The organism is Enterobacter sp. 148H3, from assembly GCF_034107425.1.
Classification (GTDB): domain Bacteria; phylum Pseudomonadota; class Gammaproteobacteria; order Enterobacterales; family Enterobacteriaceae; genus Enterobacter; species Enterobacter vonholyi.
In genome coordinates this window covers 37268-63611 of sequence record NZ_JAWNEI010000003.1, presented here as the reverse complement: position 1 = coordinate 63611, position 26344 = coordinate 37268, and the positions used below count along the sequence as shown (strand labels likewise).

The window sequence follows — 26344 nt, the reverse complement described above, 5'->3', positions numbered from 1 at the left end:
GTTGAACGCATGTCCAGCTTTTTGTTACACTCGTTTCGTTCCCATTGAGAGTGAGTAACGATGCGATATCTGAGCAAGGATGAACGGCGCGAAGCCATCTTACAGGCCGCCATGCGCGTGGCGCTGGCCGAAGGACTGGCGGCAATGACGGTACGCCGCGTTGCAGCTGAAGCCGGGGTTGCGACCGGACAGGTTCACCACCATTTTACCTCCGGCGGAGAGCTAAAATCGCTGGCCTTCGTACGGTTAATTCGCGAGCTGTTAGATGCGGATGTCGCGGGTAAACAGGCCGGATGGCGGGAGCAGCTTCATGCCATGCTCGGCAGCGATGACGGCAGGTTCGAGCCCTATATTCGCCTGTGGCGCGAAGCGCAGATCCTGGCCAGCCGCGATGCCGATATCAAAGGCGCCTATGTAATAACCATGGAGATGTGGCATCAGGAAACGGTGGCGCTGATCTGTGCGGGAACAGAGGCCGGAGTATTTCGTCCTGGCGATCGGGCGGAAAATATCGCCTGGCGCTTGATTGGCCTGGTATGCGGTCTTGACGGGATGTATATCTTAAACATGCCCGAAATGGATGAAACCGCGTTTAACAATCATCTGGATAAATTAATCACCCTCGAGTTATTTACTCCCCCGTCTCAGAAGTGAAGTTGTCGGGGGCCAACAGCCCCCCTCTTTGCGCATTATTTCCCGGCCTGAGGATGTGTATCAAAGCCCGCCATTACCGCCGTTAGCTCCGCCAGGGAAAATCCGTGTTTTGCATCGTCAACGCCCAGTCCAAAGCGTTCCTGCATCAGCTGGTAAAGCGCCTCGGCATCCGGCAAATGGATCTGCTCCTCCACATGGCCGTTCTGCCAGTGGGTAAAGTTGAAGTTGGTCAGCGTCAGCTTGCCGCCGTCCGGCAGATGGCGGCACATCAACAGATGATGACGGAAATGCGACTGCGGCCAGTGCGCCGACCAGAAATTCCCCATCACGTAATCGCTGAAATACTGCGTCGTCAGGTCAAACTGGTACATCGACTGCCAGTGCTCGTGGTGACGGAACTGTAGCACCCAGTCGTTGCCCTCGCTCAGCAGACGATACAGCCCGTGCGGCGTCTCCTGTTCTTCATTAGCTAGCAGGCGAATCGGCGCCGTCAGCGTCTGGCCGCCAAACCCGACATCGGCTATCCAGCGCTCACCGTTAAGCTCAACCAGCAGCAGGCGATGCGTGCGCGGCGGCATTTGCGGCGGACTCGCTAATACCACGCGTCCCAGCACGCTGCGCACCGTAAATCCGACCTCACGCAATACGCGCTCGAACAGGCCGTTTTGCTCAAAGCAGTAGCCTCCGCGACGTGCGGTGACCAGCTTGTCAACGAGGCACCGATCGTCAAGCTGGATTTCGCGTGGCAGAACGACATCGATATTCTCAAAAGGGATCGCACAGTTGTGAAGTAAATGCAGCGCGCGCAGGGTATCGATATCCACCCGTGTCGGCTGCGTCCAGCCGATGCGGGCGAAATAGGCGGTCAGGAATGGGGACATGCATCAGTTTCCTTTGATTGTGATGTTCTGTTTATAAACTAATTTTATGCACTCACTTTGATTTACGTGCTTTTTCGCCATAATCATCGGTGTAGATGAGGAGATCCTATGAGCCACTTTCGCCCTGTTGAATTACGTCATGCCAGCCGTCTGCTGAACCACGGCCCTACTGTGCTTATCACCAGTCGGGATGAAAGCCTCGACAGACGTAACGTTATGGCCGCCGCATGGTCAATGCCCGTTGAGTTTGAACCGCCGCGCATCGCGATCGTCGTGGATAAAAGTACCTGGTCACGCGAGCTGATCGAGCGCAGCGGGAAGTTTGGCATCGTCATCCCCGGCGTGGCGGCGGCAAACTGGACATACGCGGTCGGTAGCGTCAGCGGGCGCGATGAAGACAAATTCAACTGCTACGGGATCCCGGTGGTGAACGGTTCTGAGCTTGGCCTGCCGGTGATTGAAGAAAAATGTCTGGCGTGGATGGAGTGTCGGTTACTACCCGTCACCTCCGCGGCAGAAAAATACGATACGCTGTTTGGTGAAGTGGTTTCAGCGGCAGCCGATGAACGCGCGTTTGTCGCCGGACGCTGGCAGTTTGACGGGGATAAGCTGAATACCCTGCATCATCTTGGGGCCGGGACGTTTGTGGCGAGCGGGAAAATGGTGAAGGCGCTGGATTGAGAAAACCCTCCCCCAATTGGGAGAGGGTGACCGTATTACTTCGCACGACGCGCAATAATTTCATCCGCAACATTCCGCGGGGCTTCCGCAAAATGATGGAACTCCATCGTATACGTCGCGCGTCCCTGGGACATCGAGCGCAATGTCGTGGCATAGCCAAACATCTCGGCCAGCGGCACGTCAGCGCGAATAATCTGGCTGCCGTACTGCTCCGCCATCCCCTGCACCATACCGCGACGGGAAGAGAGATCGCCCATGATGTTACCGGCGTACTCTTCCGGTGTTTCCACCTCCACATGCATGATCGGCTCAAGGATCACCGGGTCCGCCCTGCGGGCGCCCTCTTTAAAGCCGAGGATCGCCGCCATGCGGAACGCCATCTCCGAGGAGTCAACGTCATGATACGAGCCAAACGTCAGCGTCGCTTTGACGTCTACAACCGGATAGCCCGCCAGCACGCCGCTGTTCATCGCTTCCCGCAGCCCTTTCTCAACGGACGGAATATACTCGCGCGGAACCACGCCGCCCTTAGTGGCATCTTCAAATTTAAAACCACTTCCAGGCTCCAGCGGCTCCAGGCTCAGCACCACATGGCCGTACTGCCCTTTGCCGCCGGACTGACGGACAAATTTGCCTTCGATATCCTTCACCGTTTTACGCAGGGTTTCGCGGTAGGTTACCTGCGGACGACCAATGTTCGCTTCGACGCCAAACTCACGCTTCATGCGGTCGACGATGATCTCAAGATGTAGCTCACCCATCCCGGAGATAATGGTCTGGCCGGACTCTTCGTCAGTATGCAGGCGGAAAGATGGATCTTCCGCCGCCAGACGCTGCAGCGCGATCCCCATTTTCTCCTGATCGCCTTTGGTTTTCGGCTCAATCGCCAGAGAAATCACAGGATCCGGGAACTCCATGCGCTCAAGCGTAATGACGGCGTTCGGATCGGTGAGCGTGTCACCGGTGGTCACGTCTTTCAGCCCCACGCAGGCCGCGATATCCCCGGCGCGCAGTTCGTCCACCTCGTGACGATCGTTGGCATGCATCAGCACGATACGCCCGATACGCTCTTTCTTCCCTTTCACCGGGTTATACACCGCGTCGCCTTTACGCAGCACGCCAGAGTACACGCGGATAAAGGTCAGTTGACCAACGTACGGGTCGCTCATCAGCTTGAACGCCAGGGCCGAGAACGGCTCATCATCGCTCGGATGACGCTCCGCGTGCTGCCCTTTTTCATCCACGCCATCAATAGCAGGCACGTCCAGCGGCGACGGCATAAGCTCAATCACCGCATCGAGCATGCGCTGCACGCCTTTGTTTTTGAACGCGCTGCCGCACAGCATCGGCTGGATTTCGCCCGAGATAGTGCGAATACGCAACCCTTTGATGATTTCCGCTTCCGACAGATCGCCCGTTTCCAGGTATTTGTCCATCAGTTCATCGCTGGCTTCCGCAGCCTCAGAGACCATTTTTTCACGCCACTCCTGGGCGGTGCTGACTAAATCATCCGGCACGGGCGCATAGGTAAATACCATGCCCTGAGTCGCATCGTCCCACAGAATAGTGCGCATCTTGATGAGATCCACCACGCCGGTGAAACGATCTTCTGCGCCTACCGGGATGACAATCGGCACCGGATTGGCCTTCAGGCGTTCCTGCATCATCCGCACGACGCGGAAGAAATCGGCACCCGGACGGTCCATTTTGTTAACGAAGGCCAGACGCGGAACGTGATATTTATTGGCCTGACGCCAGACGGTTTCCGACTGCGGCTGCACGCCGCCCACGGAGTCATACACCATCACGGCGCCGTCAAGCACGCGCATGGAACGTTCCACCTCAATGGTGAAATCCACGTGCCCCGGGGTGTCGATGATGTTGATCCGGTGCGGTTCATATCCTCTGTCCATACCCGGCCAGAAGCAGCTGACGGCCGCCGAGGTAATCGTGATCCCGCGCTCTTGCTCCTGCGCCATCCAGTCTGTGGTTGCCGCGCCATCGTGTACTTCACCCAGCTTGTGGCTCATCCCGGTATAAAAGAGGATGCGCTCGGTGGTGGTGGTTTTACCGGCATCGATATGCGCGGAGATACCGATGTTGCGATAACGTTCGAGAGGGATGGGTCGGGGCATGATATTTCCTTAAGTCTTATGACTTGTCTGTGACGACCAGGATGGTCGTGCATTCGTTCGTTTGCTATAATAGTCCTATTGTACGAGTATTATCGAACTATTTTTTAATGGTTGACCTATTGTTGATATAGCTCAATCTGACACCATACGCAGGAAAACGATGATCCCAAACCACCCTGAAACTGAACAAATACTGCTGGAAAATGTGCTATTTGCCCTCGGCAACCCGCTCCGGCTTGCGATAATTCGCCGGCTGGCAGATGGCAGCGAACTCAGCTGTAACGCGCTGCGCCCGGAAGATGTGGTGAAGTCCACGATGACCCATCACTGGCGCGTACTGCGCGACAGCGGAGTCATCTGGCAGCGTCCGCAGGGACGCGAAAACATGATTTCATTGCGAAGAGACGATCTGGATACCCGCTTTCCGGGGCTGATGGCGATACTTTTACAGGCTAAATCATAAAGACATGCCTGTTTTCCCCTGAATAATGCCCCGTAACATTTTAAGGGGCATAGCTTCAGCAAAGGGAATTATCTGACGTGCATACGATATTCAATCATCCCGCTTTTTTTCGCAATCCAGTCGTATAATCGTTGCGCGCGATAATTAGCTTCATGCGTATGCCAGTAAAGATGGCTGGCGTGATGTTTTCTGGCCTCTCTCTGTACATATTCTATTAACTGTTTACCGATGTGTTTGCCCCTGGCAGCATCGCAGACATATAAGTCTTCGAGGTAGCAGTAATCGTTCTCAGCCCAGGTCGAGCGATGAAAAAGATAATGCGCAAAGCCCACGACGTCTCCATTACATCGTGCCACCACGCAGAATAGCGGCTCAACGGGGCTGAAAAATCGTTGCCAGGTTCGTTCAGTAATTGCCCCAGACAGATCGACATTGTAAAACGCCTGATATTTTCCCCATAGCGGCATCCAGCTTGCAAAATCACGTTCTTTTACTGCCTCAATTGTTACGCTCATAGCGTTCATAGTGCCTCTTTGCTTATCCGTTATTCGTTTCAGTAAGAGTGTATTCGCTGAATGGCATGTTTTGCCCCGCCAATTTTCATCATGAAGGCAGACCAATTTTTCATCCTGCTACAGGCACTATTGCTTTAGAATCAAGAGACGCAGAGGAAAAGTGGACAACGTAATGTTTAAGCACGCGCAGCTTGAAACGGTCAAGGCATGGATTATCGACCCCGCTCATGGATCCCTACCGCTTCATGAAAGGATCCAGAGAGCTATACGGACGCTGATACTGGAAGGGATACTTTCTCATGGCAAGGCCCTTCCGGCTTCACGTGCTCTTGCGGCGTCTCTCAGCGTTTCCCGGGATACCATTGAAGCGGCCTACTCCAGCCTGCATGCTGAAGGTTTTATTGAGAGACAAACTGGCAGAGGAAGCTTCGTCTCCTCCAGCGCGCGTTTTTTAAAACCCCGCCCCCGACACCATCAGCCAACCGCTGAGATACGAAAAGCAAAACTCAGCGCCCGTGGAAAAGTCATCTATGAAAGCGGAGGAATCCGCGAGTTTTCCTCACCCCGCCCGCTGGCACCCGGAATTCCTGAAACCCGCATGTTTCCCATTTCAACCTGGGAGCGACTTCAGCGACAGGTACTGAAGGAATTTCAACACCAGGCGCTAGAGCAAAGTCCCCCCCAGGGTATAGAGCGCTTGCGGCGGGCAATTGCGGAATATGTCAACCTTGAACGCGGGACGCGTGCGAGGGCAGAACAGGTCATCGTTCTGACAAGTTCTCAACAGGCGCTTGCGCTTTGTTCCCACGTGCTGATGGACGCCGGGGATGGCATTGTCATTGAAGATCCCTGCTATCAAGGGGCACAGAAAGCGTTCAACGCTGCAGGACTGCACTGTATTCCGGTTCCTCTTGATGAAAAAGGCATCTCGGTTGACGCCCTGAATGCTCTGACCGAGCCTGTCAGGGCTATCTCCCTTACGCCTTCTCATCAATATCCTACCGGGGTGACGCTCTCTCTTGACCGACGACTGGCCGTCATTGACTGGGCAAATCGTCACTCGGCCTGGATCGTTGAGGATGACTATGACAGCGAGTTTCACTACGAAGGTAAGCCTATGGCCAGTCTTCAGGGGCTTGATAGTTACAACCGGACAATTTATATCGGCACGTTCACCAAATCTCTGTTCCCCGGGCTGCGTATTGCCTACATGATCGTCCCCGCAGAATTGACACAGCCCTTCACCATGGCGAGGACATTAATGGATGGCCACACCGCCTCAATAACCCAACTGACGCTGGCTAAATTTCTGGAGGGGGGTCATTTTGGGGCCTATGTTCGCAAGATGCGGAGTATTTACGTTGCTCGTCGAGACGCGCTGGCAAGCATGATGGACGCCTATCTTTCCGGGTATGTTACCTATGAAACGCCAGCGGGGGGAATGCAAATGCCTTGTCACCTGAAGCATGGAATATCCGAGAAAGAGATGGCCTCCGCCGCCAGACGCGCGGGTGTTGATATACTTGGGCTTACGGATTTGTATGCAGGCCCCCCCGCTTCGACCGGTTTTTTGATGGGATTTGCTGCATACACGGAAAGTGAAATAGAAGACGCTGTAAAAAAACTGGCCGCCATTTTTCGTCATGTTTGATGCTGTCGACTGGTCAGAGACTGAAACTCATTCCGGGCGATCAAGACTATAAGCCGGGATTCGCCGGCTGGTCTTCGTAAGCGTATCAAAGACCTCAGTCTCCGAAGTCACAATTCTCACGCCCATTTTCCTTAACCTCTGCACATCGGCCGCGATGCGCTGAATGCCAAACCAGAAAAGTCCATCGAGCGCGGTTACAGACAGCCCGTTTTCCAGCGCCAGCTTGAGGCGTTCCTTTGGGGCTTTAACCTGCTGGGCAATTTGCCGGTAAGGCAGTTCGTTACATCCTGTTTCGTCACTGCGATGGATACGCGTTTTCAGCTGATAGGTAAACTCGTCAGGTATGCCGTCCAGATCCCTTTTAAGGCTATAGACGCAGCCAAAGCGCTTGCCGTTAAACAGAACATTTTTCTGACTGAGCTGAAGCTCTTTTCTGACAGCGTCAATCAGCTGGGGCGCGCGGGTGAGGAGCAGCCTGAACGGCAGCTCGAAGCTGGTGACATAATCCACATTAAGCAGCGCGAGACGCAGACGATCCTCTGCACCGGACTGTTGCTCACGACACTCCTCCAGCACCTCCGCCCACTGGCGCGTCAGGCGCTCCGGTTCGGCGGCTTCGGTAAGGAGGTATTTTTCAATCTGATAATCAACTCTTCCGGTCATGGTGTGATATCCCGTCGCTGTGGATGCGGTAATTCTATACAGCGCAGGGATATTTATAAAGGACTGAACCGCAGCGACATCCTGAAAATGTCGTTGCGATTCAGTATCCTGAGCTTTCTGATCAGTGCGCCATAATCCAGCCCATCAGAAGCGTGGCGAAAATCACCGTCGACGCGCCGCCGATGCGGGTGGCGATCTGCGCGAACGGCATGAGCGACATCCGGTTAGACGCGGACAAAATGGCCACGTCCCCCGTTCCGCCCAGCCCGCTGTGGCAGCAGGTCACAATGGCCGCTTCCACAGGATACATATTCAGACGCGACGCAATAACGTAGCCGCTCAGCGCCATCGCAATCACAACCGAACCGCATACCACAACGTATCCCACCGAGAAGACCGACACCACGCTCTCAAGCGGCACGTATAACATCCCGAGGCCGATCATCAGCGGCCAGACCAGCGCAGCCGAGACGAATTTATAGCAGCTATGCGCGCCCTGCTCCATTGAGGCCGGGATCACCCTGAAGTATTTACACAGAACGGCGATCAGGATCATCAGCACCGGGCCGGGAATGTGCACCAGTTTTTCAAACAGTCCGCCGACGATGAAAAACGCGCACACCATCAGTAACCCGCCCCCCATCAGATGAAAATCCGTCTGCTGCGTGCTTTGCGCCCCGGCAAACAGGCTGGCGTCGTCTTTACTCCGCGTGAGCATGCCATTTCCCGAGAGCGCAGGACGTTTAGCGCCGAGTCGCGCCAGCGAGCCCGCACAAATAATGGCGAAGATATTCCCAACGACCGCAGCGGGTGCCAGCTGCGCAACGTAGACGTCCGGCGTCTGCCCCAGTATTGCCGAATAGGCCAGGGACAGCGGCAAAATCCCCTCGCCGATCCCGCCGCCAATGATGGGCACAATGATGAAGAAGAAGGTGTGGTAAGGCGTATAACCAAACATTGAGCCCACAATGAGGCCGCTCAGCACGGCCATGCATGTTCCCGCCACCAGCGGAACAAACATGCGCATCATCCCCTGGATCAGCAGCACCCGATTCATCCCCAGAATGCTGCCGACTACCAGGCAGGCGATGACGAAATAGAGCAGATTCGCCTCTTTCATCAGCAGATGCACGGTATCAAGGGTATGTTTCCCGAATACGCCAAAATAGACCAGCACGGAGGGGACCATCAGGCACAGGATCGCCGGGCCGCCGATATCTTTCAGTACCGGGATTTGACGCCCCACTTTGGCAAACGCGAAACCGAGGGTCATGATGACCGCGAGGCCACCGATCATATTTTTCGGCAGCAGCCCTGCCCAGGCGGACGTCGCCACAATGGCGGCAATCCCGACGAACAGCATCAACGGGACCGTGCCCACCTCGGTATTGTTGAGCCCAAAGGCAAAACGCGAGGTAGACAGCTCAGAAGTCGGTACAGGATTATCTTTCATATAATCACCTGAAAATTGTGTTCGGATATACAGAGAAAGGAATAAACTGGAGCTATTCCTGATACGAATAAATGTTCTTAAATATAAATAAAGACTTAGATGGCCTTTTCTTAAACCAGGCTCAATATGAAATTATCACGAGCCTGCCAGGAGAAATGTGAACAATACGGCCCTTTGACTTTAAATAACTTAATTCATTATTAAGTAACTAAAGTTATTTATGGTGACCAGCATCGCTTATTGCGCCTTATCAATTTTTAACGAAAGTATTACTTACTCAACTAATACAACCTTTTTGAAATTAATAAAACCAGAAAGAGTGTGACCCATGTCACTCCTGTGCTGCTATCTAAGCGATAGATTAGCGCTGCAATAAAACACATAAAATACCCTACAGGAAATACTATGCCTTCATTACTATTACAGTCACTGTTTCCACTCGTCTTTATTATGTTACTTGGATGGCTAAGTGGAAAGTTGGGATATTCCCGGCGTGAAGATGCAAACGTCATGGCAACCGTGGTGATTCGTTTCGCCCTTCCTTTTCATCTTTTTATTGGTGCATTGCATACCGATCCCAATAAAATTAAGAACCTGACCTTTATGGCCGTTTTGGTGGTCGGTTTAATGGGGTCGTATTTGCTGACCTTATTTATTTCGCGCTACGTTTTTCGCCACGATATCAAAACCAGCGCCATTCAGTCCCTGGTTTGCGCCTTTCCTGATATGGCCTACTTTGGCGCACCGGTTCTGGCGGTATTGATTGGGCCGGAAGGATTTATCGGCGTGCTGATCGGCAATATTATTACCAGCGTTATCATGATCCCCTTGACTATCGTCCTGATTCGTATGGGTGATAAAAGCGGTCATGCTGGCCTGGAGGCACTGCATCCGGGCGCGATGATTGTGCAAAACCTCATCAAAGCGGCACGCAACCCTATCGTCTGGATCCCGGTTTCCGGCGTATTGCTCAGCCTGGCCGGCGTACAAATCCCTGCCATTCTCAGCATGCCTATTGAGATGGTTGGTAAGGTTTCAGGCGGACTGTCCCTGTTTGCCCTCGGCCTGCTGTTTTACGGTGAACGTCCAAAACTGAACGTGCAGACATTTACCAATATCAGTATTAAAAACTTAATTCAGCCAGCAATGATGGCCGCCGCCGGGCTCGCCTTTGGCCTGAGCCATACCTTACTACAGCAGGTAGTAATTATTGGCGCAACACCTTCCGCGATTGCGGCGGGGATGTTTGCGTTGCGCAGCGATACCTATATTGATACCGCATCCTCTTCCATATTAATTGGCACTGCCATCGGGGTCGTGACCGAAGGCATCATGATTTATTTAATCTCTTAATCTGTTTTATTAAAAAAATTCAGGAGTTAACCATGTCCCGGAAAGAAGTTCTGTACACCCCCTATAACGGTGCCGTATTGCTGGAAAACCCGCTACTAAATAAAGGGCTCGCATTTATTAAAGAAGAGCGTGATAATTTTAATCTGCATGGGTTATTGCCGCATAACGTTGAAACCATTGAAGAGCAAACCGAGCGCGCCTGGGTGCAGTTCTGCCATTTTAAAAGCGATATTTCGCGTCATGTTTACCTGCGAAATATTCAGGACACCAATGAAACTCTCTTTTATAACCTCTTGCGTTCGCATCTGAAAGAGACGTTACCGATTATCTATACCCCGACGGTCGGTGAAGCCTGCGAGCATTTCTCCACGATTTATCGACGCGCGCGCGGCCTGTTTATTTCATGGCCTAACCGCCATCGTATTGATGAGATGCTGCAAAGCTTTTCGCGCAACGACGTTCGCGTGATTGTGGTGACGGACGGGGAACGTATTTTAGGGCTTGGCGATCAGGGTATCGGCGGGATGGGCATTCCAATTGGCAAGCTGTCGCTTTATACCGCCTGCGGAGGGATCCACCCGGCCTCCACCCTCCCGATTATGCTGGATGTCGGCACCAATAATCAGCAACACCTCGACGACCCGATGTACATGGGCTGGCGCCACCCGCGCATCAGCGACGACCAGTACGCTGAGTTTATGGATATGTTTGTCAGCACCGTTAAAGCGCGCTGGCCCAACGTTCTCCTGCAGTTTGAAGACTTTGCGCAGAAAAACGCCACGCGACTTCTCCAGCGCTACCGCGACCAGCTGTGCTGTTTCAATGATGACATCCAGGGCACGGCAGCCGTCACCGCCGGTACGCTGATGGCTGCGGCCCATGCCGCGGGTACGCGCATTCGCGATCAGCGCGTGGTCTTTTTGGGCAGCGGCTCTGCCGGGTGCGGGATCGCTGAAAAAATTGTGGCGCTGATGGTGGACGACGGCCTGACCGAGTCCGAAGCCCGCAGCCGGATCTTTATGGTCGATCGCTTCGGCCTGCTGACCGACGACATGACAAACCTGCTCGATTTCCAGAAAAACCTGCTTACCGCGCGCGATGCCGTTTGCAGCTGGCAGGTGGACGCGAAGAATATTTCCCTTCTGGACGTGGTGAAGAACGCGCATCCCACGGTGATGATCGGCGTTTCAGGCCAGCCTGGGCTGTTCAGCGAAGAGATCGTCAAAGAGATGCATCGCCATTGTCCGCGCCCCATCATCATGCCGCTCTCGAACCCGACCTCGCGGGCGGAAGCCCAGCCGCAGGATCTTATCGCCTGGACACAGGGTGCCGCGCTGGTGGCCACCGGCAGCCCGTTCGCTCCGGTGTTCTGGGAGAATGCGCACTACGAGATCGCCCAGTGTAACAACGCCTATATTTTCCCTGGTCTGGGGCTTGGCGTGCTGGCCTGCAACGCGCGCCGGGTGACGGAAGAGATGCTGATGGCAGCAAGCCGCAGCCTGGCCGCACAGTCTCCACTGGTGACCACGGAAAGAGGCGGACTGCTGCCGCCGGTAGATCAGATTGAAACGGTTTCACGCCAGATTGCCGTCGCCGTCGCCCGGGCCGCCATTGAACAAGGCGTGGCGCCGTCTTTAGATGATGAAACCCTGATGGCGCGCATTGAGAAGACCTGGTGGCAGGCAGACTATGCGCCGTACCGCCGTTCTGCGCTGTAGCGCTGGTCATGCCCTCACCGCAGGGTGAGGGCATTGCTGAGGGTTTAGTGCTGTACGCCTGAGCGGTCAGAAAATTCGCTGGCGGAGAGAATATCACCCCGTGTTGCCGCCTGTTTCTGGCGAGCATAACGGTCAGGTACCCCTTCAGGTCGCGTTTTGAAGCGACGGTGCAGCCACATATATTGTTCAGGCGCCATGCGTACGGCCTGCTCAATTGCCTTGTTCATCTGCGTCGCCACGACTTCTTTATCGCCGCCCTGCAACGCCTCACTGATATCTTCCAGGATGATCAGCTCGTAACCGGTGCCGTCCGCCCTGCGCCGCGGCACAAAGGGTATGACGGCAGGGTTAGCGCTTTTGACCAGCATATAGCTGCCCGCCGTCGTCGCGGCATCCGGCACCGCGAAGAACGGCACAAACACGCTGTTGGTTTTGCCATAGTCGTGGTCCGGGGCGTACCACAAAATGTCATTCTGCTTCAGCGAACGGATCATTCCCTTTAAATCATGGCGATCGAGCATGGTTTTGTTGGAGCGCAGGCGCCCGCGCGTCTGAAGCCAGTCCAGCAGGGCATTATTATTAGGACGATAAACCCCGATACCGGGGTTAAGCATGCCGAATATCCGCGCGCCCAGCTCAAGCGTCAGAAAATGCATTCCCACCAGCACCACGCCCTTTCCTTGCGCTCTGGCTTTCTCCATGTGCTCATAACCCGTCACGGTAAAGCATTTCCGCACTCGCCATGCAGGCCAGAACCACGCCATCCCGGTTTCGATTACCCCCATTCCTACCGATTCAAAATTACGCTGCAGCAATGACTCTCTCTCCGCCTTTTTCATCTCCGGGAAACAGAGCTCCAGGTTGCGGCGTGCAATCTCGACGCGGCGCGGAAGCAGGCGCATCGCCAGTCTACCCAGGCCATTACCGATTCTGAACAGAAGCGGATAAGGGAGCAGCATGATGAGCCACAGTGCCGCAATGCCGGCCCAGCTTAGCCAGTAACGGGGATGAAGAAAGGCGAGTGAAAAACGGGGTAATTTTGTCATCAGAAAATTATCCTTTAACGTGTCTGTCCTTAATTGATTCTGTTGGAGATCTTTCCTAAGGATGTATGAAATGTCAGCCAGAAACGTAAAGTGTAACGGATAAGACAAAACGCATTTTTATCGATTTTTGCGAAAAAGCGGGAAGATGAGACGGGAAAAACCGGGGAGAGAGTTCCCCCCGGCAATTGCGCTTACATTGAATAGCCTGGCTTTTTGATTAGTTCGTCCAGCTTCGGTCCTATTTCGGTATCCCAGACCTGCGCCTTCCAGTCCTCCTGGTTCACCTGATTCAACGCAACGGACACGGAACTGTCTTTGCTGTTGAAATGGCGAATAATGACCTCAGCAATATCCTCGGCCAGGGCAGCTTTTTGTTCGTCGTTCAAATCACGGGGAAAACATTTGATATCTACGTGTGGCATGTGCAGGCTTCCGGTTGTGAATGTGGGTTCCACGTTATCAGATAATATTATTTGCCTTTAACACCTTGTGCAGTTCCGGCAGCTGACATACGGTGTCCGCAATCGCCGTGAATTTAGGGGTGTTCTCGGCAAACCAGGCGTGACGAGGCCCCCAGGTGCGCGCCACCGCAATATAAACATCCAGCAGCGTCAGCCTTTCCCCCAGCGCGAACGGGGCAGCCTTGAGCTGGCTTTCGAACCACAAATAGAGGGACTTCCGGTATTCGATGCAGTTTTTCTGCAGCTGTTCGGGCGCATCCGGCACCCAGCGTTCGGGATAGTCCGCATACGTAAACGTGGGGTAGACGTTGGCCACAAACCAGATGAGCAAACGCTGAAACTGCTGGCGTTCGGCCTGCCCCACGGGCGGCGCGAGATCGGGACATCTGTCGAGCACCATCAGGGCAATCGCCGCCGTTTCGGTCATGATGGCGCCATTTTCCAGCTCCAGCGTAGGTACCTGACACAGCGGGTTGAGCTTTTGCAGTAATTCACGCTGCGGACCGGGCTGGTCAAACCCGTCAACGTTGATAAATTGATAAGGGATATCAGCCAGGGTCAGCATCACTTCACCGATCGCCGAGCCCCAGCCGGGTACGCCATAGAGTTTAATCATGTTGCCCCCTCGGGAATGAAAACCCTAAGTGTAGAGTACCCTTAGTAGGTTATCCCAGGCGGGTTGACCTCCGATTGCGCCACCGCTTCGCCCTGCTCGCCCCAGCGCGCCAGCACCTTCTGGTACTCTCCGCGCTTAATCGCGCCGTCCAGCGCGGCCTGCAGCGCGTAAACCAGCTCATTGCCCTTTTTAGTGGTCGTGGCAACAAACGCCTTCTTCGGCCCTAACCCCACGACGCGGGTTTTGCCGGTGAGCGCGGCTTTCCAGGATGAAACCGACTGAGGGCCAAAGAACACATCTGCCCTGCCGGACTGGATATAGAGATTGCCCGAGGCATCGTCGTGGAGATAGACCGGCAGCGCGGGCGCCCGCCCCGCCTTTTTGTTCTCTTCGTTCCAGCCCAGCAGGATGCGCTCCTGATTGGTGCCAGAGCCAACAATCACCCTTTTCCCGGCCAGATCTGCCGCGCTTTTGATTGACTGAATATCGCTGGTGGATTTCACTGAAAACGCCAGCGAATCGACGCGATAGGTCGCAAAATCAAACTTCTCTTTACGCTGTTCGGTCACCGCAATGTTCACCAGCGCCACGTCGTAGCGCCCGGAAGCGATCCCCAGCGGCCAGTCTTCCCACGCCGTCGGCACCAGCTTTAGCTTCAGCCCCAGGCTGCCCGCCAGCAGGCGGGCGATATCCGGGTCGCTGCCAATCCGCGTGCGGTTATCGCTGGCCAGCAGCGCCAGCGGCGGGGAGTTCAGCATCGAGACGGCGACCGTCAGCGTACCCGGCTCAACGAATTTATAACCGGCGGGGATCTTCGCCACGGCCTGCCGATCCACCGTCACCGGCAGCGGCTGCTCGTTGGCTTTCAGATCGATGCTGGCGTGGCTCGCCGTCGTAAAAAGTAGCCCCGCCAGAAGTCCGTATTTCATCTGCGCTCCTTACAGCACTTTTGACAAGAACTGGCGCGTTCGCGCGTGTGACGGACGGTTTAACACCTCGTCACTGCTGCCCTGCTCGACAATTTTTCCGTCGACCATAAACACCACCTGATCCGCCACTTCCCGGGCAAAGCCGATCTCGTGAGTGACCACCACCAGCGTAGTGCCGGAGCGGGCCAGTTTTTTGATCACGTCCAGCACTTCCCCCACCAGCTCCGGATCCAGCGCCGAGGTGGGTTCATCAAACAGCATCACGCGTGGACGTAACGCCAGCGCGCGGGCAATGGCAATACGCTGCTGTTGCCCGCCGGAAAGATGCCGGGACCAGGCATCGGCTTTATCCCGCAGTCCGACCACATCCAGCAGGCTGTACGCTCTTTCCACCGCCTCTTTTTTGCTGAGCTTTTTATGCGCGATGGGCGCCTCAATCAGGTTTTCCAGCACCGTGAGGTGCGGAAAGAGGTTGAAGTTCTGAAAAACGTAGCCCACGTTGACGCGCTGTTTGAGGATCTCTTTCTCCTTCAGCTCGTAGAGCTTGTCGCCCTGACGACGGTAGCCAATGTAGTCCCCGTCAATCTGAATAAAGCCTTCGTCGACGCGCTCCAGATGGTTAATGGTGCGCAGCAGCGTCGATTTGCCCGACCCGGACGGCCCGAGAATAACCGTCACGGAACCGGGCGGGATCTCAAGCGAAACGTTGTCGAGCGCTTTATGGCGTCCAAAATACTTGCTGACGCCGGTAATCGAGATATGTCCTTCAGGAGAGGCTTGCATGGATAGGCTCCTGTGCTGTCGTGGTGGTGACGGAACGGGTACGACGAGCGGCACGATTCTGATTAACCGCAGAGCGGCGTTCGCTGCGGGCAAGTGCGCGTTCAACACCGTACTGGATAGCGGACAGGACGGTGGTGATCGCCAGGTACCACGCGGCACCGACCATCAGCAGCGGGATCACCTCCTGCGTGCGGTTGTAGATCATCTGGATGGTATAGAACAGTTCCGGCATCGCCAGGACGTACACCATCGCCGTGCCCTTGGCGAGGCTGATGATTTCATTGAAGCCCGACGGCAGAATAGTGCGCAGCGCCTGAGGCAAAATGATGCGGACCGTGCGGCGCCAGGCCGGCAGGCCGAGCGCGGCGGCGGCCTCATACTGCCCGTGATCGACCCCGAGGAATCCGCCGCGAATGATCTCGGCGGTATAGGCGCTCTGCACCAGGGTTAACCCCACCACTGCGGTAGAGAACTGCCCCAGCACGTTGATGGTTTCAAAGCTGCCCCAGGTGATGCCGGTGAACGGCACGCCGAGCGAGAGCGTGTCGTAGAGATAGGAAAAGTTGTACAGGATAATCAGCACGACGATCAGCGGCAGCGAGCGAAACAGCCAGATGTAGGCCCACGCCAGGCTGCTCAGCAGCCAGGAAGAAGAGAGTCTCGCCAGGGCCAGCATGCCGCCAAACACCACGCTCAGCGCGGTACCGATCAGCGTCAGCAACAGGGTCTGCCCGACGCCTTCGAGGATCACCGGGTCGAAGAACCAGCGGGCGAACACCGCCCACTCCCAGCGCGGGTTAAAGGCGACTGACTGAATCACGACCGCCAGGACAAACAGCGCCACCGCGGCGCCGACGGCCCGCAGCGGATAACGCGCCGGGACCACCTTAATGGTTTCAACGTTGCTCATCGTCGTTCCTCATGCGGTTTTACTGAACGCTTCGCGTACCAGCGTTTTCGTGAATCGCAGCCGACCGTCAAACGGCGGCTGGCTGTACTCTTCCGGATCGCGGTTCAGATCGAACTGCGCCTGATAGCCCTGGCTGAGATAGAGCCTGACCGCTTCCGGCTGGCGAAAGCCGGTTGTCAGGTAGATCTGACTGTACCCTGCCAGCACCGCCCTGCGCTCAAGCTCCTGCACCACGCGCCCGGCAAGCCCCTGCTGACGCAGGGTTTTGTCCGTCCAGATGCGTTTGATTTCTGCGGTGCGTTCGTCGAACGGTTTGTACGCGCCGGTGGCAATAATCTTCCCGTCGCGCTCCAGCACGATAAACAGCCCCTGCGGCGCTAAATACCACTCGGTGAGCTCAATTTCCGCATCTTTGGAGAAGTAGTCCCCGTATCGGGCCGCATATTCCCCGAACAGCCCCTCGATAATGGGCTGAAGCTCGGCATCTTCCGGTGAAACATCACGAAATCGTTCGCTCATCACGCCTCCTTAATCACCCAGGCCTGCCGGGTTCACTTCTGACTGAGGAATGCGCTCAACCCCTTCACCCCAGCGGTTCAGCACTTTGTCGTAATCGCCGTTTTTGATGACGCCATTCAGCGCGGTTTGCACCGGCTCAACCAGCCCGCTGCCTTTCTTCAGCGTCACCGCGATGTGCGCCGCCTTCGGCCAGCCGCCGTCGACGCTACCCACCAGTTTGGTTTTCCCGTTCAGCGCCGCTTTCCATGCGCCAATCACGTTCGGACCAAAGTAGGCATCCGCGCGCCCGGACTGCAGCGCCAGGGTTTGGGCGGCATCGTCTTTGGTATAGATCGGGGTAAAGGGCTTCAGTCCTTTCTTCAGATTTTCAGCATTCCATGCCAGCAGGATGGCCTCCTGATTGGTGCCGGAGCCGACGATAATCCGCAGCCCGGCAATGTCTTCCGCCTTCTGCAGCGACGTAATCGGGCTGGTGGATTTCACATAAAAGCCGAGGGAGTCCTTCCGGTAGGTGGCGAAATCAAACTTCTCTTTACGCTCTTTGGTAACGGTGATGTTGCTGATGGCCGCATCGTATTTCCCGGACGCCACGCCCAGGGGCCAGTCTTCCCAGGAGGTTGGCACCACGTTCAGCTCCAGCCCCAGGCTGTCGGCGACCAGACGGGCGACGTCAACCTCGCTTCCCAGCAGCGTTTTGTTGTCGTCGGAGAAAACCGTCAGCGGCGGTTGATTGAGGCCCGCCACCGCCACGGTAAATTTCCCCGGCACGGCAAAGCGATAGTCTTTCGGCAGCTGTGCCACCGCATCATTGTTTTTGGCGGTATTAATCGGCGTTTTATTGGCCTCAATGCTCACGCCGGTGCCGTTAATATTGACGTTCTCTGCCCAGACGGCAGGGGTAAAGGCCAGCGCGAGCGCCAGAACAAGCGATGATTTCTGCATAGCGGGGTTCTCTTTTATTGTTGTGTGTACTGGTTTTTCGGTTGGTCTAAGCCAAGGCTTTCGCGCAGCGTGGTGCCCGGGTAGTCGGTACGGAACAGGCCGCGGGCCTGCAGAACAGGTACCACCTGGTCAACAAAGCGCGGGAAGGTGTCCGGCGTGCCGCCCTGAATGATGAAGCCGTCTGCGGCATAGCCTTCGAACCAGGCCTGCAGACCATCGGCTACCTCTTCCGGCGTACCGGAAAAGCGTGGACGAGGCGAAGCGGCTTCAAGGGCCACCTGACGCAGGGTTAAGTTGCGCTCTCGGGCATTACGCTTAATTTCATCGGTGGTGCTGCGGAAGCTGTTTTTGCCTAAGTCGCCGATATCCGGGAACGGCTCGTCGAGCGGATACTGGCTGAAATCGTGATGTTCAAAATAGCGTCCGAGGTAATTGAGGGCGTCGTTAATCGACACCAGCGCCGCCGTGGTCTGGTACTGATTTTCCACGTCATCGGCGTCTTTACCCACAATCACGCTGACGCCCTGGAAAATATGGAGATCCGAGGCGCGGCGGCCGTTTGTTTCCAGCTGCTGTTTTACGTCCTGATAAAAGGCTTTTGCCTCGTCGAAGGTCTCGTGGTGGGTGAAAATGGCGTCGGCATGTTTCGCCGCCAGTTTTTTCCCATCGTCCGACGCCCCGGCCTGAAAGACAATCGGGCGACCCTGCGGCGTGCGGCCAATATTCAGCGGACCGGCGACCTGGAAGAAGTCACCGTGGTGATCGAGCGTATGCAGTTTGGCCGGGTCAAAAAATTGACCGCTCTCTTTGTTGCGGATAAACGCGTCGCCTTCCCAGGAATCCCACAGCCCTTTCACCACGTCAAGATACTCATCGGCAATGCGATAGCGCAGCGCGTGTTCGGGGTGTTTTTCGCGGGAAAAGTTCTTCGCCGACCCTTCCAGCGGCGAGGTCACCACGTTCCAGCCCGCGCGGCCGTTGCTGAGGTGATCGAGGCTGGCAAACTGGCGCGCCGTGGTAAAGGGCTCGCTGTAGGAGGTGGATAAGGTTCCCACCAGTCCCAGGCGCGAGGTGATGCTGGCCAGTGCGGAAAGCACGGTTAACGGTTCAAAACGATTCAGAAAATGAGGGATCGATTTCTCGTTAATATAGAGACCATCGGCCACAAAGAGAAAATCGAGCTTACCTTCCTCGGCCTTTAACGCCGTCGCTTTCACGAAGTCGAAATTAATACTGGCGTCGGCGATCGCCGCAGGATGGCGCCACGCGGACATATTTCCGGATGCACCATGCAGAATGGTGCCCAGCCGCAGTTGTCGGGTTGCAGACATATTTACCTCTCCTGAATTAAACGTGTTGCAGGGCTTTTTCCGCAAGCTGTGCAAAATAGCGGGCAGCGGGCTCAATCAGTGCTTCATCCGGGTTGAAGGCCGGATGATGTAAACCAAACGGGCTGTTGCTGCCAATGCTGACAAACGCGCCGGGAACTGACTGCAAATAGACCGCAAAATCTTCCCCGCCCATATGCAGCTCGGCGTGCCGGGTTTCGTAGCCTGCTTCTCTGGCGACCGAGGTGGCGAAATCGGCCCAGCGCTCGTCGTTCACCAGCGCGGTGGGCCCGGCATACCAGGTGATATCAATCTGCGCGCTGAAGGCGCTGGCAAACCCGGCGGCGATTTCACCCACGCGGGCTTTCACATTCTGCTGCACTTCCGTGCGATGGGTGCGCAGCGTGCCTTCCAGCTCGACGCTTTCCGGCAGCACGTTCCAGGTGTTACCGCCCGCGATGCGGGTCACGCTCAGCACCACCGAATCCAGCGTGTTGACGTTGCGGCTGGCGACGCTTTGCAGCGCCGTCACCAGCTGGCTTGCCAGCACAATGGCGTCGTTGCCTTCGTGAGGACGCGCGGCGTGCGCGCCTTTACCGGTAATGCGGATCACAAAGCGGTCGACGTTGGCATAGAACGGCCCGCCGCGGGTGGCGAACTCACCGACCGGCAGGCCGGGCTCGTTGTGCATGCCGAAAATCGCGCTGACGTCACGCAGGGCACCGGCGCGCACCATGCTCTTCGCACCGCCAAAGTTCTCTTCGGCAGGCTGAAACAGGATCCGCACCCGGCCGTTTAGCGAAGCTTCCCGCTCTTTCAGCTTTAACGCGGCACCGAGGATAACGCTGGTGTGAATATCGTGTCCGCAGGCGTGCATCACCCCTGCACGCTGCGAGCTGAACGGCACGCCGCTGCGCTCTTCTATCGGCAGGGCATCGATATCTGCCCGCAGCGCAACCAGCCTGCTGCCCGTCCCGATTTCCGCCACCAGCCCGGTCGACAGGTCGTAAGGCTGCGGGGCGATCCCGGCATTCGTCAGCCACTGGCGCAGGCGCGCGGTGGTTTCGACCTCCTGGCCGGACAGCTCCGGGTTCTGGTGCAGTTCGCGACGCCAGGCAATCAGCTGTTCGCCAAAGCTCATACGGTGACCTCCTTGTTAAGATGCGCCTCGGCAAGCAGGCGCAGCGACGCGACGCGCGTTGCTCCCTCCGCTACAGGCGTGTCGATGATAAATTCGTCAATGCCCCACTGCTGATGCAGCGCGTTGAGCTGTTCCAGAACCGAATCAGCGGTGCCCGCCAGCAGCGACTGCGCGCGCCGTGCAATGCGCACCGGCTCGCTGCCCGCCTGGCGCGCAAACGCGTAGGCCTGCTCTTCGCTGGCCACGGTGACACGCTGTCCGTTTGCCAGCTCAACGCCCCACACTTCGACCTTCTGCGCCAGCGCGTCTGCTTCGGCCTGCGTCGGCGCGACGATCGCCTGTACCGCCACTATCACGTCCCGCGCGCTGTTCTTACGCCAGGTCGATACCACCTCGCGCAGCAGGTCCGGATCGCCGTTCAGGTGCGCGGCAAACACAAAGTTCCAGTCGAGCCCGGCGGCCAGCAGCGCGCTATCGATACTCGCGCCCAGCAGGAAACCCTCAGCAGGCGACGGCGGCAGCGGCGTGGCGCGGACGGCCTCTTCATTAGACTGATGCTCAGGACGGATCCAGCGATCGAGCTGAGCCAGCTGTTCTGCAAAGCTGCCCTTTTCCTGTTGATTCAGGCCCTGCTGCAGCGCGCGGGTTGAGAGCGGTAATCCGCCGGGGGCTTTCCCGACGCCGAGATCGACGCGGCCAGGCGCCAGCGCGGCCAGCACGTTGAAATTCTCGGCGACTTTATAAGGGCTGTAGTGCTGTAGCATCACGCCGCCAGAGCCAACGCGAATGCGCGTGGTCTGTCCGAGGATCCAGGCAATCAGCAGCTCCGGCGCAGGGCTGGCAAGCTGTGGGGTGTTGTGGTGTTCGGCAATCCAGAAGCGGTGATAGCCCAGATTTTCTGCCTGCTGCGCCAGCGCCAGGGTACGCGCCAGCGCATCGGCAGCCGTTTCGTTTTCAGCGATGGGGCTTTTATCCAGAATGCTGATTCGCCATGACATGTTGCGTTCTCGTTTGACTTAACATGTCGACATTATTAAAGGCGCATTTCACCACTGAGAAACAATTAATTTACATTTAGTTTGCCGGAAATCAGATATATAAAACCATGCTAAGAATAAGACTTTAAGGAGGCGATCAGCGTTTCCACCTGCTGCCGACGGGTAATGCGGACGAAGCGAATATGGCTGTATTGCGGGTTTTGCAGATCGGCTTCATAGCGCGTGCGGTTATTACGCCAGGTTTTGATCGTCCAGATGATAATGGATTCTCTGCTGAAGAACGCGCGCCGGAAACTCTCTTTATTTCCCGTTCCGGGCCAAAGCTCGTGTTTATGCCAGGCCCGTTTTATTGCTCGGGTGACCGCCTGCCTGAGGGTGCGGGCAAACCCATAATCCACCCACACCACCACATCTACATTGCGCCATTTCACCGGTCGCGTACGGTTGTAGTTTCCGTCGAGCACCCAGTCTGGCGAAGCCTGTAGCGCCTGCTCCAGCTTTTCTTGAAACTCATCGTCCGGCGTGCCCTGCCAGTCAGCCTGCCAGTAGAGTCTGTCCATCTCGATACAGGGAATAGACAGCGCGGTCGCAATCTGCTTCGCCAGCGTGCTTTTTCCGCTCCCGCTGGTTCCGATGACGTTAATTTTCACCTCAGCCTCACTGTGTTAACGAAAACTGACCAAATGATAGCGTTTTCATCCTGTTAACGAAACGCTATTTCAGCATGACAATTTTTCCACAGTGACGATCTCCCTCTTGCAGTTTGGGTTATGTCATTTATTTGCATCGCCATCCCAAAATGCCCCTGAAAATATTTTCATTTTTATTACATCCGACAAAATTAACAGATTAAAAATAATGAACAGTGGGTATTTCAGGCAGTCAAAATTTCAGAGAGAATAAGCAGAAGACAGTTATAAAAAATAATCACACTCATCTTGCCGGAGCGTTTTCCGGATGTTTTTTATTCTTGCACATCATCATGGAGTTACTCATGAGGCGTAACACTCCCGTTACACAAAACGAGTATTTACTTAACGATGGTTCGACGTTAATGTCGACCACCGATACAAAAAGTCATATTACCTACGCTAATTCCGCTTTTATTGAAGCCAGCGGATATAAAGAAGAGCATCTTTTGGGCGAGCCGCATAACCTCATCCGCCATCCCGACATGCCTGCCGAAGCGTTTGGCGACATGTGGTTTACCCTGCAGCAAGGTGAGACCTGGACCGGGCTGGTGAAGAATCGTCGTAATAATGGCGATCACTACTGGGTGCGAGCAAACGTGACGCCGGTCTGGCAGGGCGGATCCCTGACGGGCTATATTTCCGTGCGAAATAAACCCACACGCGAGGAGATTGCGACCAGTGAAAAACTCTATACAAAAGTGCGTAATAACGAATTAAAACATTACCGTTTTTATAAAGGATTGCTGGTTCGACGCGGTTTATTTTCATTTATCTCGCTCTTTAAATGTCTCAGCACCCGTAAACGAATCCATCTTGGTATTGCGACGACGGCGTTACTCTCCTGTCTGGCCGTGTATTTATTTCCTGATAAATTTGTGCAATCGGCAAGTCTGGTGCTGCTGTTTACTTCCCTGGGTTATTATCTTCATGCGCAGATCGCCAGTCCGTTAAAATCCATTGTGCAACAGATGCAGCGCGTGGTTTCAGGACGTAAAACGGACTATTACCATTTTGACAGGATCGATGACATCGGGCTGATGATGCGCCTGGTGAATCAATCAGGTTTGAACCTGAATTCGCTGGTTGACGATGTCGGGGCGCAAATCAGCGGAATTAGCACCATCAGCCAGCAGGTTGCCAAAGAAGGTGCGGCGCTACAGACGCGCTCTGAAGAAACAGCAGACTTTCTGCAGCAAACCGCGTCGGCAGTAGAAGAGATTGCCAGCGCGGTGAAGCAGACGGCCGAAACCGCGAACGAGGCGATCCAGATGGCCGATCGCACCAGCGACAGCGCACACCGCGGTGAAGCGATGATGAAAGAGACCATCGGTATGATGCAGTCCGTGTCGCAGGATAACAGCCAGATCGTTGATATTATCAGCGTTATCGATCGCATTGCCTTCCAGACTAACATTCTTGCGCTGAACGCTGCCGTTGAAGCGGCGCGTGCGGGTGAAGCCGGGCGCGGTTTTGCCGTGGTGGCGGCTGAAGTGCGTAATCTTGCGCAGCACTCCGCGACGGCGGCAAAAGAGATCAAAGCGCTGATCGAGAAAAACGTCGCCAGCGTCAACGCTGGCGTGGAGAAAGTGGAACAGACCGAAACGCAGCTGACGGTTATGATCGACAACGTGCTGCGTGTCTCCTCCCTGATTAAGGAGATCGGCCACGCCACGCAGGAGCAAACCCAGGCGCTGACGCTCATCAACGCATCCATCTCCCGTATCGGTGCAATGACCCACAACAATACGGGGATGGTGGATAACGTCACTCACGCCGCGAATCACCTGACGGAGCGCACGACGCGCCTTAAGCAGGCGATTGCCGTTTTTGGCGGTTAGCCGTTCGGGGTCTGTGAAGCCTGAGATTATTTTTGTGCGTTATCGAAGATCCGTCACCCGCCTGTTACCGTTTCATGTTAACGGCGGGTGCTCTGAGGTAACCCCAATTTATACCATCTGGTAATAATTAAGATATTCTGATGATTAAATAATCAACCTCGCGATTGTTTTGACTAAAAGCTCATCACGATTCAGCGTGTTGTGATCCCCGTCTGCTCTGACCACACGATTTCCTTCGACGTGCATCACTTTCGGCACGGTTATATTTTGCGTCGCTTATGAATTGCAGGTAGGATGCCTCGCCATGTTTCGCCTTATCCATACGCAGAATGACTGGGAAGGCGACATGTGTTTGCGCAGAAGCAATCGTTTGTATTGCGCTCTGCCAGGCAGGACTATCACGATAATGGTTCAGACAGGCAAACAGGTAACTCAATGAAAACAAGCAATAAAAGCGCAGCCGATCATCACGCTGCTAAACGTCGCTGGTTGAACTCCCACGAAGAGGGCTACCACAAAGCGATGGGCAACCGTCAGGTTCAAATGATCGCCATCGGCGGCGCTATCGGAACGGGTCTGTTTTTAGGTGCTGGTGCACGCCTGCAGATGGCTGGCCCGGCTCTCGCCCTGGTCTATCTGGTGTGCGGGATCTTCTCTTTCTTCATTCTACGCGCGCTGGGCGAGCTGGTACTGCATCGCCCTTCCAGCGGCAGCTTCGTCTCTTATGCCCGTGAATTCCTCGGTGAAAAAGCCGCTTACGTTGCGGGCTGGATGTACTTCGTCAACTGGGCAATGACCGGTATCGTCGATATCACCGCCGTAGCGCTGTATATGCACTACTGGGGCGCGTTTGGCGATGTGCCACAGTGGGTCTTTGCGCTTGGCGCGCTGGCGATTGTCGGCACCATGAACATGATCGGCGTGAAGTGGTTCGCGGAGATGGAGTTCTGGTTTGCGCTGGTAAAAGTACTGGCCATAGTGGTGTTCCTGGTCGTGGGTACCGTCTTCCTCGGCAGCGGTAAGCCGCTGGACGGCAATGCCACCGGCTTCCACCTGATAACCGATAACGGTGGATTCTTCCCGCACGGTCTGCTGCCTGCGCTGGTGCTGGTTCAGGGCGTCGTGTTCGCCTTCGCCTCTATCGAACTGGTGGGTACCGCAGCTGGGGAATGTAAAGACCCGCAGACCATGGTGCCAAAAGCCATTAATAGCGTGATCTGGCGTATCGGTCTGTTCTACGTCGGTTCAGTGGTGCTGCTGGTTCTGCTGCTCCCGTGGACTGCCTATCAGGCGGGTCAGAGTCCGTTCGTGACCTTCTTCTCTAAGCTGGGCGTGCCTTACGTTGGCAGCATCATGAACATCGTGGTCCTGACCGCGGCGCTCTCCAGCCTGAACTCCGGCCTTTACTCTACCGGTCGTATCCTGCGCTCCATGTCGATGGGCGGTTCTGCGCCGAAATTCATGTCGAAGATGAGCAAGCAGCACGTGCCGTACGCCGGTATTCTGGCGACGCTGGTAGTGTACGTATTCGGCGTATTCCTGAACTATCTGGTACCGTCTCAGGTATTCGAAATCGTTCTGAACGTGGCGGCACTCGGGATTATCGCGTCCTGGGGCTTTATCGTGGTCTGCCAGATGCGTCTGCGCAAAGCGATTAAAGAAGGCAAAGCCGCTGACGTCAGCTTTAAGCTGCCTGGCGCGCCGGTGACCTCCTGGCTCACCCTGCTCTTCCTGTTCAGCGTGCTGGTGCTGATGGCGTTCGACTACCCGAACGGCACCTACACCATCGCGACCATTCCGCTGCTGGCCGTGCTGCTTATTGCGGGCTGGTTCGGCGTGCGTAAACGCGTTCATGAAATTCACAGCACCGCGCCGGTTCATCCTGATGATGAAAAACACGACGCGCCGCTGGTGGAAGAAACCTCGCGTTAAGCATCCGGTAAGCATTAAAAAGGGAAGGCAAATGCCTTCCCT

23 protein-coding genes and 1 pseudogene are annotated in these 26344 nt (G+C 55.6%); 8 read left to right on the top strand and 16 right to left on the bottom strand.

The genetic code is table 11. The features are described 5' to 3' along the window. Window positions 1-60 precede the first annotated feature (60 nt). Complete coding sequence (locus tag USH94_RS04815) at window positions 61-654, top strand: TetR family transcriptional regulator (protein ID WP_111963640.1); 594 nt, start codon at window positions 61-63, stop codon at window positions 652-654. Between the two features lie 35 nt (window positions 655-689). On the opposite strand, the gene nhoA is transcribed toward USH94_RS04815, so the two are convergent. Beyond that, a complete protein-coding gene (nhoA, locus tag USH94_RS04810) occupies window positions 690-1535 on the bottom strand; it encodes an N-hydroxyarylamine O-acetyltransferase (RefSeq protein WP_111963641.1) in 846 nt (281 codons plus the stop codon). 108 nt (window positions 1536-1643) lie between these two features. Here nhoA and USH94_RS04805 point away from each other — a divergent pair, with 108 nt between their 5' ends. Then, window positions 1644-2216 carry a flavin reductase family protein gene (locus tag USH94_RS04805; protein ID WP_111963642.1) on the top strand — a complete coding sequence of 191 codons (573 nt, stop codon included), beginning with the start codon at window positions 1644-1646 and terminating at the stop codon, window positions 2214-2216. A 35-nt stretch (window positions 2217-2251) separates the two neighbouring features. On the opposite strand, the gene fusA is transcribed toward USH94_RS04805, so the two are convergent. After that, a complete protein-coding gene (gene fusA, locus USH94_RS04800; protein ID WP_111963643.1) occupies window positions 2252-4351 on the bottom strand; it encodes an elongation factor G in 2100 nt (699 codons plus the stop codon). Window positions 4352-4511: 160 nt separating this feature from the next. Here fusA and USH94_RS04795 point away from each other — a divergent pair, with 160 nt between their 5' ends. Then, complete coding sequence (locus USH94_RS04795) at window positions 4512-4814, top strand: ArsR/SmtB family transcription factor (protein WP_111963644.1); 303 nt, start codon at window positions 4512-4514, stop codon at window positions 4812-4814. 68 nt (window positions 4815-4882) lie between these two features. Here USH94_RS04795 and USH94_RS04790 read toward each other — a convergent pair whose 3' ends face one another. Beyond that, entirely contained in the window at window positions 4883-5338 is a 456-nt protein-coding gene (locus tag USH94_RS04790) for a GNAT family N-acetyltransferase (protein ID WP_111963645.1), read from the bottom strand. Window positions 5339-5501: 163 nt separating this feature from the next. Here USH94_RS04790 and USH94_RS04785 point away from each other — a divergent pair, with 163 nt between their 5' ends. Further along, window positions 5502-6980 carry a PLP-dependent aminotransferase family protein gene (locus tag USH94_RS04785; protein ID WP_111963646.1) on the top strand — a complete coding sequence of 493 codons (1479 nt, stop codon included), beginning with the start codon at window positions 5502-5504 and terminating at the stop codon, window positions 6978-6980. Window positions 6981-7007: 27 nt separating this feature from the next. On the opposite strand, the gene USH94_RS04780 is transcribed toward USH94_RS04785, so the two are convergent. Further along, on the bottom strand, window positions 7008-7643 hold the full coding sequence (locus USH94_RS04780) for a helix-turn-helix domain-containing protein (RefSeq protein WP_111963647.1): 636 nt from the start codon (window positions 7641-7643) through the stop codon (window positions 7008-7010). 121 nt (window positions 7644-7764) lie between these two features. Beyond that, window positions 7765-9096, bottom strand: coding sequence for a 2-hydroxycarboxylate transporter family protein (locus tag USH94_RS04775; protein WP_111963648.1), 1332 nt, complete (start codon window positions 9094-9096; stop codon window positions 7765-7767). 405 nt (window positions 9097-9501) lie between these two features. Here USH94_RS04775 and USH94_RS04770 point away from each other — a divergent pair, with 405 nt between their 5' ends. Both USH94_RS04770 and USH94_RS04765 read left to right on the top strand, forming a co-directional pair. After that, a complete protein-coding gene (locus USH94_RS04770; protein WP_111963649.1) occupies window positions 9502-10449 on the top strand; it encodes an AEC family transporter in 948 nt (315 codons plus the stop codon). Between the two features lie 32 nt (window positions 10450-10481). Further along, window positions 10482-12167, top strand: coding sequence for an NAD-dependent malic enzyme (locus tag USH94_RS04765; RefSeq protein WP_111963650.1), 1686 nt, complete (start codon window positions 10482-10484; stop codon window positions 12165-12167). Between the two features lie 44 nt (window positions 12168-12211). Here USH94_RS04765 and USH94_RS04760 read toward each other — a convergent pair whose 3' ends face one another. The 11 genes and pseudogenes from USH94_RS04760 to USH94_RS04710 all read right to left on the bottom strand — a co-directional run bounded on the left by USH94_RS04760 (window position 12212) and on the right by USH94_RS04710 (window position 22490). Beyond that, a complete protein-coding gene (locus USH94_RS04760) occupies window positions 12212-13213 on the bottom strand; it encodes a Kdo(2)-lipid IV(A) acyltransferase (protein ID WP_111963651.1) in 1002 nt (333 codons plus the stop codon). Window positions 13214-13404: 191 nt separating this feature from the next. Beyond that, the gene (pptA, locus tag USH94_RS04755) at window positions 13405-13635 is read right to left on the bottom strand and encodes a tautomerase PptA (protein WP_023311964.1); all 231 of its coding nucleotides are present in this window, start codon (window positions 13633-13635) and stop codon (window positions 13405-13407) included. 37 nt (window positions 13636-13672) lie between these two features. Beyond that, window positions 13673-14290, bottom strand: coding sequence for a glutathione S-transferase family protein (locus USH94_RS04750; RefSeq protein ID WP_111963652.1), 618 nt, complete (start codon window positions 14288-14290; stop codon window positions 13673-13675). Window positions 14291-14331: 41 nt separating this feature from the next. Further along, window positions 14332-15219: a transporter substrate-binding domain-containing protein gene (locus tag USH94_RS04745; RefSeq protein ID WP_111963653.1), complete on the bottom strand. Its 888-nt coding sequence runs from the start codon at window positions 15217-15219 to the stop codon at window positions 14332-14334. A 9-nt stretch (window positions 15220-15228) separates the two neighbouring features. Next, window positions 15229-16002, bottom strand: a complete 774-nt coding sequence (locus tag USH94_RS04740) for an amino acid ABC transporter ATP-binding protein (protein ID WP_023311967.1) — start codon at window positions 16000-16002, stop codon at window positions 15229-15231. Further along, window positions 15986-16912, bottom strand: a complete 927-nt coding sequence (locus USH94_RS04735) for an amino acid ABC transporter permease (RefSeq protein ID WP_111963654.1) — start codon at window positions 16910-16912, stop codon at window positions 15986-15988. Before USH94_RS04735 ends, USH94_RS04740 begins: the two co-directional genes overlap by 17 nt. Before the next feature lie 9 nt (window positions 16913-16921). After that, window positions 16922-17431, bottom strand: a complete 510-nt coding sequence (locus tag USH94_RS04730; RefSeq protein WP_111963655.1) for a GNAT family N-acetyltransferase — start codon at window positions 17429-17431, stop codon at window positions 16922-16924. A 9-nt stretch (window positions 17432-17440) separates the two neighbouring features. Then, a pseudogene (locus tag USH94_RS04725) lies at window positions 17441-19704 on the bottom strand (NtaA/DmoA family FMN-dependent monooxygenase). A 16-nt stretch (window positions 19705-19720) separates the two neighbouring features. Then, entirely contained in the window at window positions 19721-20842 is a 1122-nt protein-coding gene (locus USH94_RS04720; protein WP_111963658.1) for an amidohydrolase, read from the bottom strand. Beyond that, window positions 20839-21840, bottom strand: coding sequence for an LLM class flavin-dependent oxidoreductase (locus USH94_RS04715; RefSeq protein WP_111963659.1), 1002 nt, complete (start codon window positions 21838-21840; stop codon window positions 20839-20841). Before USH94_RS04715 ends, USH94_RS04720 begins: the two co-directional genes overlap by 4 nt. A gap of 110 nt (window positions 21841-21950) precedes the next feature. Then, entirely contained in the window at window positions 21951-22490 is a 540-nt protein-coding gene (locus USH94_RS04710; protein WP_111963660.1) for an AAA family ATPase, read from the bottom strand. Window positions 22491-22834: 344 nt separating this feature from the next. Here USH94_RS04710 and USH94_RS04705 point away from each other — a divergent pair, with 344 nt between their 5' ends. Both USH94_RS04705 and ansP read left to right on the top strand, forming a co-directional pair. Further along, complete coding sequence (locus USH94_RS04705; protein WP_111963661.1) at window positions 22835-24370, top strand: methyl-accepting chemotaxis protein; 1536 nt, start codon at window positions 22835-22837, stop codon at window positions 24368-24370. A 435-nt stretch (window positions 24371-24805) separates the two neighbouring features. Continuing rightward, entirely contained in the window at window positions 24806-26302 is a 1497-nt protein-coding gene (gene ansP / locus USH94_RS04700; RefSeq protein ID WP_111963662.1) for an L-asparagine permease, read from the top strand. Window positions 26303-26344 lie beyond the last annotated feature (42 nt).